Genomic DNA, 12,460 nt, shown 5'->3' with positions numbered 1-12,460 from the left:
TTCTTGGTGCGCCGGCGCCGCCGGCCGCGTCATGCGGCGGGCGGCGGGCCGTAGGCGTTGGTCTCGGGGTCAGAGGGGCGGGTCAGCCACCAGATGTAGATCACCGCCAGCACCAGTTGCACGATGCCCAAAATGGCCATCAGCCCCATGCTCCCCATGCTGGGCGCGCTGGTGAGCTGCCCGTCCTCCACCACCGGCGCGGCGGGCATCAGGAACATGCTGATCAGCCCCACGGCGACGGGGATGAAGATATACCACCCCGGCCGCCCGGTATCCTGCAACCGACGGTACCCCGCGGCGGTGACCGGCACGATCACGGCGAGGATATAAAGGAGGTAGACGATGCTGCCCAGGAAGGACGCTATGATCGCGCCAAGCACGTAGGCGAGGAAGAACCACCAGTATTCCGGGCGCGAGGCCCGGCCGCTGAACTGAACGTATTTCTGGGTGAGGCAGGTTTTTACGGCTTCGGGGAATCCCATGTCGTTGCGTCCTTTCGGTCTGGTCGTCGGTCAGTCGGGTTTCGGCTGCTCTGTCCGCCCGGAGCGGTTCGTGACTTGGCTGGCGCCCGGCAGGGCGCGGCGCGTTCTGGCTCTTCTCATCCGATCGCCTCCATCACCGCCTCGCCAAGCCCCGCGGGACTGTCGGCGACGACGATGCCGGCCTTGCGCATCGCCTCGATCTTGTCCTCGGCGCCGCCCTTGCCGCCGGCGACGATGGCGCCCGCGTGGCCCATGCGCCGGCCCGGCGGCGCGGTGCGCCCGGCGATGAACCCGGCGACGGGCTTCCAGCGGCCCGCCTTCTTCTCGTCGATGAGGAACTGCGCGGCGTCCTCCTCGGCCTGCCCGCCGATCTCGCCGATCATGATGATGCTCTCGGTCTCGTCGTCGGCGAGGAACCATTCCAGCACGTCGATATGCTCGGTCCCCTTGATCGGGTCGCCCCCGATCCCCACGGCGGTCGACTGCCCGAGCCCGAGATCGGTGGTCTGCTTCACCGCCTCGTAGGTCAGCGTGCCGGAACGGGACAGAACCCCGCAGGAGCCGCGCTTGTGGATATGGCCCGGCATGATGCCGATCTTGCACGCATCGGGCGTGATGACGCCGGGGCAGTTGGGGCCCACAAGACGGGATTTGGAGCCTTCCAGCGCCCGCTTCACGCGCATCATGTCGAGAACGGGGATGCCTTCGGTGATGCAGATGATGACCTCCATCTCCGCGTCGATCGCCTCGAGGATGGAATCGGCGGCGAAGGGCGGCGGGACGTAGATCACGGACGCGTTCGCCTGCGTCTCCGCCCGCGCCTCGTGAACCGAGTTGAACACCGGCAGGTCGAGATGCGTCTGCCCGCCCTTGCCGGGCGTCACGCCGCCGACCATCTTCGTGCCGTAGGCGATGGCCTGCTCGGTGTGGAACGTGCCCTGACTGCCGGTGAGGCCCTGACAGATCACGCGGGTGTTTTCGTCGATCAATACCGCCATGTGTCTTCCGTCTCCTGTTCGGGCGCCGCGGCCCCCTTTTCATGAATTTCCCTTGCCGCCGCTCAGGCGGGCGCGCCGTTGCGCCATGTCGATACGCCCTGTGGACCGGACCACATGCACTCATAGCCGCCCGGCCCGCTGGTGATCATCACCGCCGTGCCGGAATGGTCGTTGAACAGCGCGCCGCGCGCGCCATCCCCATCCGGATTGGTCCTCAGCGGAGCGCCGAACCGCCCGGTGGCGGCGGCCGCGCGCTCTGCCGCCGCCGCGCTTTGCGCGCCGCAAACCGCCTGCGCGCCGGCGCCCGCGGCGGAACTCTGCGTCACCATCCGCTCCGCCACCTGCCCCGAGGTCGCATAGGTCACGTGCGGCTCGCTCTGCGGGCCGTTGCGCACCGGGAAGTCGGCGCCGAACCAGCCGCAGCCCGAAAGCCCGAGCGCCAGAAGCGCGACGCCGCCCGCCTTGATCGTCATGTGCATGATCGCGTTCTCCAATCTGTCCCCGGCGCGGCGCAGGTCCGCGCGTCCCGGTCCCGAGACGCCGTCACGAGGTTCGTCCGCCCGGAATGCCGCGCGGGCTCCGGCCGGCCCGGGGCTCCGCCCGTTCGACGCTCGAAAGGTCCCCCGGACCTTTCATCGGCTGCGCCGGATCGCGTCTCACCCCTTCACCGCCTTCACGATCTTCTGCGCGCCGTCCTTCAGATCGTCCGCCGCGATCACGTCCACGTCCGAATTGTTGAGGATCTCCTTGCCCTTCTTCACGTTGGTGCCCTCCAGCCGCACCACCAGCGGCACCTTGAGACCCACCTCCTTCACGGCCGCCACCACGCCTTCGGCGATCACGTCGCAGCGCATGATGCCGCCGAAGATGTTGACGAGTATCCCCTTCACATGCGGGTCGGAGGTGATGATCTTGAACGCCTCGGTCACCTTCTCCTTGGTGGCTCCGCCCCCCACGTCAAGGAAGTTGGCCGGCTCCGCGCCGTAGAGCTTGATGATGTCCATCGTCGCCATGGCAAGGCCCGCGCCGTTCACCATGCAGCCGATCTCGCCGTCCAGCGCGATGTAGTTGAGGTCGTATTTCGACGCCTCCAACTCCTTGGGGTCCTCCTCGGTCGTGTCGCGCAATTCGTTGATGTCCGAATGGCGATAGAGCGCGTTGGAATCGAACCCCATCTTCGCGTCGAGACATTTCAGATCGCCCTTGTCGGTGACGATCAGCGGGTTGATCTCGAGCATCTCCATGTCCTTCTCGATGAACATCTTGTAGAGGATGCCCATCAGCCGCACGCATTGCTTCACCTGCGCGCCTGAAAGCCCGAGGTTGAAGGCGATGCGCCGCCCGTGGAACGGCTGGTAGCCGGTCGCGGGATCGACCGAGAAGCTCAGGATCTTCTCGGGCGTGCTGGCGGCGACCTCCTCGATGTCCATGCCGCCCTCGGTCGAGGCGACAAAGCTCACCCGGCTGGTCTGCCGGTCCACCAGCAGGGCAAGGTAGAACTCCGTCTCGATGCCGCTGCCGTCCTCGATATAGATGCGGTTGACCTGCTTGCCCTCCGGGCCGGTCTGCTTGGTGATGAGCGTGCGGCCCAGCATCCGCTTGGCCTCGTCCGCGGCCTCCTCGACCGATTTGGCGAGACGCACGCCCCCCTGTTCGCCGGCGCCGGGTTCCTTGAACTTGCCCTTGCCGCGCCCGCCCGCGTGGATCTGCGCCTTGACCACCCAGAGCGGGCCATCCATCTCGCCCGCCGCCGTCTTGGCCTCTTCCGCGCGCAACACGACGCGCCCGTCCGACACCGGCGCCCCGTAGGACCGCAGGAGCGACTTGGCCTGGTATTCGTGGATGTTCATCTGGGCAGTCTCCGCCTTGGGTTCGGTTGCGCCGACTATACCCACAAGATCGGGCCGAGGTTAAACGGCTTTCTCACAGTTTTCGGCATTTGCTCCATATTGCCCGCATTTGTGATCACAGCCCGTTTCGTGTGATCACAAATGCGCGCGCACCCCGAACCGGCAGAATCAGCCGCGTTTCCGGTCGCCCCGCGCGAACCTGCGCCGCGTGCGGAACCAATCGGCGCGGCGCGGCGTTCGTCAGCGAAACGGATGCCCCCCGGGGCGAACTGGACAGGGAGAATCGACAGATGGCGCAGGGCGACGGCCGCGACAATTCCACAATGAAACTGGCGATCATCACGATCATCGCCGTGATCGGCTGGCTCGGCGCGGCCTATTTCGCCGTGACGAAATCGAAGGTCGAAACCCAGATGACCGCCACGGTCGACAACCTCAACAGCGAGGTCGCCAGCTACGAGGAAAGCACCGGCTCGCTCGACGAGGTCAGGACCCGGATCGGAGAACTGCAACCGAAGCTCGACGACCTGAAGACCCAGGAAGATGAGGCCCGCGCGAAGCTGGACGACCTGGAGCCGGCCGTCGCCGATCTCCAGGCCACGCATGATCAGCTCTCCAGCGACATCGCCGCCGGCGAGGAAAAGCTGAGCAGGCTCGAGGACGAGGCCAGCCCGCTGCGCGAGGAGATCGCCGGCTTCGAGGAGCGCAAGAAGACGCTGGACGACCAGATCGCCGCGCAGACCGACGAACTGGCCAAGGTCAGCGCGCGGCTGGAAGAGGCGCGCCAGCAGGAAAACGAATTGCGCGAAACCCAGGCGAAGCTCACCGAGGAAAACGCCGCGCTCACCGACAAGCTGGCCGAGGCCCAGGAACGCGTCGCCGAGGCGACCGAGAGGGACGCGAAGCTGCGCGAGAACTTCCAGGCCCGCTCGAGCGAGCTCGAACAGATGACCGCGCGGCATGACGCGCTCGAGGGCGAAATCGCCGACATGCAGACGCGCCGGACCCAATTGAAAGAGGACGTCGCGGCGGCCAGCAAGCAGCGCGCCGATGTGCAGGACCTCGTCACGCGGCTGACCGAAGAGGTCAAGACCCGCAGCGACCGCCTGTTGCAGATCGAACAGCGCATCGCGGAGTTGAACGAGACCGATGGCGCCAGCGCGGCCACGCAGGAAGGCGAAAATTCCTCCGCCGGTGCAGAGCGCGCAGAGCCCCAGGGCGAGGCGTCCGAAGACGCCGGCACAGACAATGGGAACGACGGCGGGACTTCCCCGAACGCGACGGAGTCCGGGGGCGAGGCTCAAAATGACGCCGCCGACACGACCCGCGACGACCCAAGTCAGACGCCCAACGCCGACACTCCGCAGGACCAGCCGGCTGACCAGTCCGCAACCGACGCGCAGGACGCCACCGCCAATCCGCAGGACGACGCGCCCGAAGGCGCCGAAGCGGCGGAGTCCGAGGCCAACGGCGACGCCGCGCCCGACCCGGAAGAAGATCCCGAACAGGCCAACTGAGCGGCGCGCAGCGGAACACCGTGGACAAGGCGCGCAGGACATTCGCTACAGTTCCGACCCGAGGACAAGCAGAATGGCCTACTGCAAGCGCCACCTGCCCTGATCATGCCGCGCCGGCCTCAGCCTCCGGTCGTCACGCGCCCCTTCACCAGTTCTTCGCGCACCTCCATGCGCGGGCGCCAGTCATAATGGTCGTCTTTCGGCGTGCGCGCCCAGTAAAGCGCGCCGCCATGGCGCCACGGGTCAAGCACGATCCCCTCTTCGATCGTCCCGCCGCGCCGGCTGATGACGACCGAATGATGGATGATCCGGAACGGCTTGGGCGGCGAGATGGCCCAATGCACCGTCAATGTGCGGAAACGCTCCTGCTTCAGGCGCTTGCTCAGATCCTCGGTCCAGTCGTTGCACAGGCCCCGCTCGCGCAGGCCGTGAATGACCTTGGCGTTGTGAACCAGCGGCGGATCGGTGACGCCGTATTCCCGGGCGAGTTGCAGCGAATAGCCATAGGCGATCCGCGCCGCCCGCTCGGCCTCATCGGGCGCGACCTCCGGACCCAGCGCCCGGATCTCCGCCGCCAGCGCGGCGACGTCGTCCGGCCCGCCGCCGGGCTTCACCGTGGCGCAACCGCCCGTCGCCGCGACCAAAGCCGCGACCAGCATCCATGCAAGCGTCCTGATCATCGCTACCCCGCCCCATCCGACAAGAAGACCCCGAAGTTATCCTTCGGAACCTCCCGGGACACAACCCGGTCGGAGACGCGCATCATACGCCGCGGCCAGGGCGCAGGCCGGGCGCGGGCGATGAAGGACGCCGCCCTGTCAGGGCGGCGCCGCCGGCGTCAGGCCTTCCTGCGCCGCCGCGCGACCCAGCCCATCAGGCCCAGCCCGCCGACAAGAAGCGGCAGCGAGGCCGGAATCGGGACCGGGGTGGCCGTCGCGCCCGCGACATAGAACTGGTTGGCGCTGCTGCCGCCGTAAGCGAACGTGATGCTGGTGATGCCGCTGAAGGTCGCGGCGGAGGCAGCACCGAACGTCGTCTCGCCGATCGCCATGAGATCGGTCCCGATCCTGAGCGTATCCGTGGCCGAGACGGGATTGTGATCGGCATTGAAGAAGGACAAGCCCAGGAGATCGACCATCGTGTCGAATGTCAGCGTGACGCTTTCGCCGCTGGTGACGTTGTCGTCACTGCTCGGTTTGCATTGTGCGTCGCCAGTCAGAACCTTGCACACGCCCAGACCCGCCGGTTTTCCGCCCGACAGATCGTCGAAATAGGCGAAATGCGACGAGCTGAAGGTCACGTTCAGGAAGCCGGTATTGACATTGTTGATCGTGGTGCCGTCGGCGACGCCGCGTTCATCTCCAAACGCTTCGGCCACGAAATCGAGCGTCGCCGCGCCGGCCCCCGTGGCGGCCAGGCCGGCGACGAGCGCCGCCGCAATTACCCTGCTTATCATTGATTCTCTCCCCTGGATGTAAATGAAGTAACTTGAAATTACCGAACCCCCGGCCTCTTTCGGGTCAGATCGTCCGGCAATGGGTCTTAAGTGTGTTACATAATACAAAGAGAGGGCTACCAGATCAATAGCTACAGCCTACGCGGTAGCGACGCGGCCCGGCTGCATTCACCGGCTGTCGCGCGCAACCGCGGACCCCGGCGCAAGGGCCGGCCGGAAATGGCCGGCCCCGTCTCCTGTGCGCTCGCGTCAGCCCAGCGCGCCGTCGATTTCCTTGCACGCCTTGACGAGGCCCTTCACCGCGTCGACCGACTTGTCGAACATGGCCTGTTCGTCCTTGTTCATCGCGATCTCGATCACCCGCTCGATGCCGCCGGCGCCGATCACCGTGGGCACGCCCACGTAGAACCCGTCAAGCCCATAGGCCCCGTCCACATGCGCCGCGCAGGGCAGCACGCGCTTCTGATCCTTCAGGTAAGCCTCGGCCATCTCGATCGCCGAGGTCGCCGGCGCGTAATAGGCGCTCCCGGTCTTCAGCAGGCCGACGATCTCCGCGCCGCCGTCGCGGGTGCGCTGCACGATCGCGTCGAGCTTCTCCTGCGTCGTCCAGCCCATCTTCACGAGGTCCGGCAGCGGGATGCCCGCCACGGTCGAATAGCGCGTGAGCGGCACCATCGTGTCGCCATGCCCGCCAAGGACAAAGGCCGAAACGTCGCGCATGCTCACCCCGAACTCTAGGCTCAGGAAATGCCGGAACCGCCCGGAATCGAGAACCCCCGCCATCCCGCAGACCTTCTCATGGGGCAGGCCGGAATACTGGCGCAACGCCCACACCATCGCGTCGAGCGGGTTGGTGATGCAGATCACGAAGGCGTCCGGCGCATGGTCGCGGATGCCCTCGCCGACGGCTTTCATGACCTTGAGGTTGATGCCCAGCAGATCGTCGCGGCTCATCCCCGGCTTGCGCGGAACCCCGGCGGTGACAATGCAGACATCCGCGCCGGCGATGTCGGCATAGGACTGCGTGCCCTTCAGCGTGGCGTCGAACCCCCCGGCAGGGCCGGACTCGGAAATGTCGAGAGCCTTGCCTTCGGGGGTGCCTTCGGCAATGTCGAACAGGACGACATCGCCCAGTTCCTTGAGCGCGACGAGATGGGCGAGCGTGCCGCCGATCTGTCCTGCGCCGATGAGGGCGATCTTGGGTCTGGCCATGAGTCTAACTCCGGATGGATGAATTTGCGCCTTGTGCTATCGCACTCCGCGGGTGACGCGCAAGCCGCGATGCCGCGCCCGCGCGGCATGGGCGGCCCGGCTTGCGCAGGCCCCATGAGCTGAAAGACCGCGTATAAACTGCTGCACATCTGCCGGTAGGTATGCCCTATCCAAAAAGCAGAGAATGTCAGAAGCCCTCTCGTTTAACCGGAATCTTTTGACTCAGCGATGTGGTCTGGTGCAGTGTCCATACGTTCATAATCCGTTCAGATGCGTTGGAGACTCTCAAATGAATATTTTCAAGGCTCTCAAGAAAATTGCGCTTGCTGCCGCTGTGGCAGCGCTGCCGGTCACTTCGTGGGGCGCTACGGCCGATGCGGTAACTGACCTGACATTAGACTTTAAATTCGAAGGGTTAGTTTCGTTAACGGACGTACGTGGATCCTTTGGGGCGGATCCAATTGCGGGTGCTACCGGTTCTGATGCGCGGAACGTTTTCAATGCTGCTTTTTTCAATTTCAGCTTTGGGTCAGATCTTGGCGCTAGCAACATAGCTTCGATAGATAATATTGGAACCTCATCTGGTGATTATTCAGGCTTCTCTGGGTTTATCTTTGGCTCTAATTTCTCGCTACCGGCAACAGATCCTTTATTTGTTCGGATGGAACTTGTGTCTGGTTCTGTTGATCCATTCAGTATTTTCTACCTTGGATTACACGGTGATAACGCAAGCGGTGGTTATGTTTCTCAAAGTCAAAACCCCATTGCGCCCGTTCCGCTCCCCGCAGGCTTTCCGCTGCTCTTAGGCGGACTGGGGCTCTTCGCTTTTGCCGCACGCAGGAAGAAGCAGACGTAGAGGGCATTCCGCCGTCGAAAGAAGCGGTTGCCGAGAAGGACAGCAAGAACCTGTTGCTCTTCAGCTGAAGATAGCAAAGCGAATATTTCCACTTTCGCCGTGCTTCAACGAATTGCGAAAACGCCTGAAACGCGAAAGGGCCGCCCTCGACGGGCGGCCCTCGAAATGGTCATAGGGGTTCGGCTTAGCCTTCGTATTCAGGCTGCGACTCGAGCGTCTCTTCGGTCGCGTCCATATAGACCACGAGCGATCCGTCCTCGCCCTGCCGCATGACCTGCAGCTTGCTGAAGTCGACGGCCACCGGCTTTTCGCCAAGCCCGAGGAAACCGCCCACGTCGATCACGGCCCGAGTGATCTTGCCGTTCTCGACGATAAGTTCGGAAACCTCGCCGATGTCCTCGTCATTCGCGCCATAGACGCTCGTGCCGGTCAGGTCCTCGGTATTGAGGCTGTCGGCCTCTTCCAACGGCACTTCGGTGTAACCTTCGCGCTGGACTTGGGGACGGTTCATCGCGAGCGGCTCAACCGTGTTGTCGTTGGCCTGGGTGGTCTCGTTGGCCACGGACTCCTCGTTCATCGCGGCGTTGTCATCGTCCATCGCGACGTTGTCGTCCTGCGCGTTGTTCTGGTCGGCGTTCTGCTCGGCCGTCACGGCGTCGTCGTCCTGCGCGTTGTTCTGGTTGTTGGTCATGGACTCGTCATCCACGCCCGCACGGCGCTCATACTCCGGAATCGACTCGAGGTTCTCGCGCGTTGCCTTCACCACCAGGAAACGATCGTCCTGGTCGTCATTCTCGCGCACGACCCGGATTTGGTCCATGCGGATGGCGACGTCGCGCTCGCCCATGCCGAGGAACCCGCCGATCCCGAGAATGACGGCGTCGACATTGCCGTCCTTGCTGATGATGATGTCGTTGACCTCGCCGATGTCATCCCAGTTCTCGTTGGCGCCGGCTTCCACCGCCGCGCCGGATTCAAAGTCCTGATCGCTGCGGTACACCCGCATCCCGATCAGTTCCGAGCCATAGAACTGGCCTGCCGAGGATTCGACCGGCGTATCCCAGTTCATGTTGCCGTCGGTGTCGGCGAAACCCGCCGAACCCATCGCGAGAACAATCGCGGTCGTTGTCAGAAAACGTTTCATTGTCACCCTCATACATCTGGTTCAATCTGTCGCCGAGGCTCTTGCCCCGGTCTGCATTGGCAACGCCGCCGGCGGGATCGGGTTCCCCGCGGCTCCACATTTTTCGTCGCCCGCCCGGCGCCGCGCTGTTTCTGCTGAATTTTCCCGTGCGGAAAGATCACGCCGCGGGTTCCGGGCCCTCTGACGCCGCCCCGCGCCGCGAAGGGACTTGAACCGGGCGGGGCAATGATGGCATGGCTGCGCAACCATCACACCCGCCACAGCAAGGAGAGGCGCATGGACGCGGCCAGCCATCCCTACCGTTCGGTGCTCTACATCCCCGGCGCGAAGGACCGCGCGCTCGACAAGGCGCGCGATCTGCCCACGGACGCGATCATCTTCGATCTCGAGGACGCCGTCGCGCCGGACGCCAAGGCCGGCGCGCGCGAGACACTGGCCGCCGCGCTCGGCCAGGGCGGCTATGGCAAGCGGTTCCGCATCGTGCGGATCAACGCGCTCACCACCGACTGGGGGCTCGACGACGCGCGCGCGCTGGCCGACGCGGACGCGGACGCGATCCTGCTGCCCAAGGTCGACGCGCCCTCGGACGTGGACCGGCTGGTTGAACTGCTGCCCGCCCGCATGGGCGTCTGGGTGATGATGGAAACTGCGCAGAGCATCATGAACGCGCGCGCCATCGCCGCGCATCCGCGCGTGGGCGGACTGGTCGCGGGCACCAACGACCTCGCGCGCGAACTCGGCTGCCGCGCGCGCGCCGACCGGCTGCCGCTGATGCTGTCGCTGCAACAGATCGTGCTGGCCGCCCGCGCCGCGCGGATCCCGGCCATCGACGGGGTCTACAACAAGTTCCGCGACGAGAACGGGCTCGCGAGCGAATGCGAACAGGGCCGCGACCTCGGCTTCGACGGCAAGACGCTGATCCACCCCGCCCAGCTCGCCATCGCCAACGCGGCCTTCGCCCCGGACGAGGCCGAGATCGACCTCGCCCGCCGCCAGATCGAGGCGTTCGAGGCCGCGGGCGGCGGCGTCGCCGTGGTCGACGGCGCCATCGTCGAGAACCTGCACGTCGTCACCGCGCGCCGCACGCTGGCCCGCGCCGACGCCATCGCGACGTTGGAGGGCTGAGCATGGGAACGCTCCTGCTGATCCTCGGCGTCGCGCTCTGGGCCGCGGCCCATCTCTTCAAGCGCCTCGCCCCGGCCGCGCGCGAAAGCATGGGCGACGCGGGGCGCGGGGCCGTCGCGCTCGCCGTGCTGGGCAGCGTGGCGCTGATGGTGATCGGCTACCGCATGGCCGACGGCGCCTATTTCTGGGGCCGCACGCCGGCGATGGTGGGGCTGAACAACCTGCTGATGCTTCTGTCGGTCTACCTCTTCGCCGTCGCCGGCGCAAAGACGGCGCTGGCGCGGCGGATGCGCCACCCGATGCTTGGCGCGGTCAAGGTCTGGGCGCTGGCGCACCTTTTGGTCAACGGCGACACGCCTTCGTTCATCCTGTTCGGCGGGCTGCTGGCCTGGGCCGTGGCCGAGGTGATCCTCATCAACCGGGCGCAGCCGCACTGGACCCCGCCCCCGCCCGCATCGAAGCGCAAGGAAATCATCGTCCTGATCGCCGCGATCGTCGTCTATCTCGCAATCGCCGCCGCGCATTACGCGCTCGGCTATCCAGTCTTCGGGTGACCGCCATGAAACTCTACCGACTCCTGACCGCTGAGGACAGCTCGGCCTTCTGCCACAAGGTGACCGAGGCGCTGAACAAGGGCTGGGAGCTTTACGGCAGCCCGACCTACGCCCATGATCCCCTCAGCGGCGCCATGCGCTGCGGGCAGGCCGTCATCAAGGACGCGCCGGGCGAATATACCCCGGACACGAAGCTCAGGGCGCAGTGATGACCAAGACCAACCCGGGCCGCTTCTTCGAGGATTACCAACCGGGCGAGGTGATCCCCCACGCGGTCCCGCGCACCGTCGGGGCGGGCGAACGCGCGCTTTACCATGCGCTCTACCCCGCGCGGCACGCGCTGGCCTCCTCGGACGAATTCGCCCGCGCCTGCGGGCTGCCCGCCGCGCCGCTCGACGACCTCGCCGCGTTCCACGTCGTTTTCGGCAAGACCGTGCCGGATATCTCGCTCAACGCGCTGGCGAACCTGGGCTATGCCGAGGGGCGCTGGCTGCGCCCGGTCTGGCCGGGCGACACGCTCTCGGCGACGTCCGAGGTGATCGGGCTGAAACAGAACTCGAACGGCAAATCGGGCGTCGTCTGGGTGCGCACCGAGGGGCGCAACCAGAAGGACGAGGTCGTGCTCGACTACGTCCGCTGGGTCATGGTGCGCAAACGCGAAACCGGCGGCGACGCGCCCGCCCCGGTGATCCCCGAACTGAAACCCGCGCTCGCGGCGGGCGATCTCGTCATCCCCGAGGGGCTCGACTTCACCGGCTACGATTTCGCGCTGGCGGGCGAACCGCACCGCTGGGGCGATTACGCGCCCGGCGAGGTGATCGACCATGTCGACGGCGTCACCATCGAGGAAGCCGAACACATGATGGCCACCCGCCTGTGGCAGAACACCGCGAAAGTGCATTTCGACGCCACCGCGCGCGAGGGCGGCAGGCGGCTGATCTATGGCGGGCACGTCATCTCGCTCGCGCGGGCGCTCAGCTTCAACGGGCTGGCCAACGCGCAGATGATCGCGGGGCTGAACGGCGGCGCCCACGCCAACCCCTGCTTCGCGGGCGACACCGTGCGCGCCTGGTCCGAGGTGCTGGACCGCGCCGAAACCGCCGCGCCGGGCGTCGGCGCGCTGCGCCTGCGGCTGGTGGCGACCAAGGGCGGCGCGCCGGGCGAATTGCGCGACGCGGACGGGAAATACCTGCCCGACGTGCTGCTCGACCTCGACTACTGGGCGCTCGTCCCCACCTGATCCCGCGCCGCGCGGTTGCGCCGTCA

Annotated in this window: 14 protein-coding genes; 6 read left to right on the top strand and 8 right to left on the bottom strand. The window is 65.9% G+C overall.

Annotated features, from left to right (window positions below; genetic code table 11):
- Window positions 1-29: 29 nt before the first annotated feature.
- From D6850_RS00145 to sucC, 4 genes are all read right to left on the bottom strand, one after another.
- Complete coding sequence (locus tag D6850_RS00145; RefSeq protein ID WP_121162943.1) at window positions 30-482, bottom strand: DUF805 domain-containing protein; 453 nt, start codon at window positions 480-482, stop codon at window positions 30-32.
- Between the two features lie 116 nt (window positions 483-598).
- Window positions 599-1,480: a succinate--CoA ligase subunit alpha gene (gene sucD, locus D6850_RS00140; protein ID WP_121162942.1), complete on the bottom strand. Its 882-nt coding sequence runs from the start codon at window positions 1,478-1,480 to the stop codon at window positions 599-601.
- A gap of 62 nt (window positions 1,481-1,542) precedes the next feature.
- Window positions 1,543-1,974 (bottom strand): hypothetical protein, encoded by a 432-nt coding sequence (locus D6850_RS00135; protein WP_121162941.1) that lies wholly within the window; start codon window positions 1,972-1,974, stop codon window positions 1,543-1,545.
- A 162-nt stretch (window positions 1,975-2,136) separates the two neighbouring features.
- Window positions 2,137-3,330 (bottom strand): ADP-forming succinate--CoA ligase subunit beta, encoded by a 1,194-nt coding sequence (gene sucC / locus D6850_RS00130; RefSeq protein WP_121162940.1) that lies wholly within the window; start codon window positions 3,328-3,330, stop codon window positions 2,137-2,139.
- A gap of 290 nt (window positions 3,331-3,620) precedes the next feature.
- Here sucC and D6850_RS00125 point away from each other — a divergent pair, with 290 nt between their 5' ends.
- Window positions 3,621-4,847: a hypothetical protein gene (locus D6850_RS00125; protein WP_121162939.1), complete on the top strand. Its 1,227-nt coding sequence runs from the start codon at window positions 3,621-3,623 to the stop codon at window positions 4,845-4,847.
- 119 nt (window positions 4,848-4,966) lie between these two features.
- On the opposite strand, the gene D6850_RS00120 is transcribed toward D6850_RS00125, so the two are convergent.
- From D6850_RS00120 to mdh, 3 genes are all read right to left on the bottom strand, one after another.
- Window positions 4,967-5,527: a hypothetical protein gene (locus D6850_RS00120; protein ID WP_121162938.1), complete on the bottom strand. Its 561-nt coding sequence runs from the start codon at window positions 5,525-5,527 to the stop codon at window positions 4,967-4,969.
- 158 nt (window positions 5,528-5,685) lie between these two features.
- Window positions 5,686-6,303: a hypothetical protein gene (locus D6850_RS00115; RefSeq protein ID WP_121162937.1), complete on the bottom strand. Its 618-nt coding sequence runs from the start codon at window positions 6,301-6,303 to the stop codon at window positions 5,686-5,688.
- Between the two features lie 249 nt (window positions 6,304-6,552).
- Window positions 6,553-7,515: a malate dehydrogenase gene (gene mdh / locus D6850_RS00110; protein WP_121162936.1), complete on the bottom strand. Its 963-nt coding sequence runs from the start codon at window positions 7,513-7,515 to the stop codon at window positions 6,553-6,555.
- A gap of 289 nt (window positions 7,516-7,804) precedes the next feature.
- Here mdh and D6850_RS00105 point away from each other — a divergent pair, with 289 nt between their 5' ends.
- Window positions 7,805-8,371, top strand: coding sequence for a VPLPA-CTERM sorting domain-containing protein (locus D6850_RS00105; protein WP_121162935.1), 567 nt, complete (start codon window positions 7,805-7,807; stop codon window positions 8,369-8,371).
- 184 nt (window positions 8,372-8,555) lie between these two features.
- Here D6850_RS00105 and D6850_RS00100 read toward each other — a convergent pair whose 3' ends face one another.
- Entirely contained in the window at window positions 8,556-9,515 is a 960-nt protein-coding gene (locus tag D6850_RS00100; RefSeq protein ID WP_121162934.1) for a PRC-barrel domain-containing protein, read from the bottom strand.
- Window positions 9,516-9,791: 276 nt separating this feature from the next.
- Between D6850_RS00100 and D6850_RS00095 the strand changes: the two genes are divergently transcribed.
- The 4 genes from D6850_RS00095 to D6850_RS00080 are packed head-to-tail and all read left to right on the top strand — an operon-like array spanning window position 9,792 to window position 12,434.
- Window positions 9,792-10,640 carry an HpcH/HpaI aldolase/citrate lyase family protein gene (locus tag D6850_RS00095; RefSeq protein ID WP_121164947.1) on the top strand — a complete coding sequence of 283 codons (849 nt, stop codon included), beginning with the start codon at window positions 9,792-9,794 and terminating at the stop codon, window positions 10,638-10,640.
- A 2-nt stretch (window positions 10,641-10,642) separates the two neighbouring features.
- Window positions 10,643-11,194 carry an NnrU family protein gene (locus D6850_RS00090; protein WP_121162933.1) on the top strand — a complete coding sequence of 184 codons (552 nt, stop codon included), beginning with the start codon at window positions 10,643-10,645 and terminating at the stop codon, window positions 11,192-11,194.
- Between the two features lie 5 nt (window positions 11,195-11,199).
- Entirely contained in the window at window positions 11,200-11,403 is a 204-nt protein-coding gene (locus tag D6850_RS00085) for a DUF1737 domain-containing protein (protein ID WP_121162932.1), read from the top strand.
- The gene (locus D6850_RS00080) at window positions 11,403-12,434 is read left to right on the top strand and encodes a MaoC family dehydratase (RefSeq protein WP_121162931.1); all 1,032 of its coding nucleotides are present in this window, start codon (window positions 11,403-11,405) and stop codon (window positions 12,432-12,434) included. Before D6850_RS00085 ends, D6850_RS00080 begins: the two co-directional genes overlap by 1 nt.
- Window positions 12,435-12,460 lie beyond the last annotated feature (26 nt).

This window comes from Roseovarius spongiae (assembly GCF_003651245.1).
GTDB classification, from domain to species: domain Bacteria; phylum Pseudomonadota; class Alphaproteobacteria; order Rhodobacterales; family Rhodobacteraceae; genus Roseovarius; species Roseovarius spongiae.
Note: the sequence above shows the minus strand (reverse complement) of the source record. Positions and strands in the feature narration are given on the sequence as shown.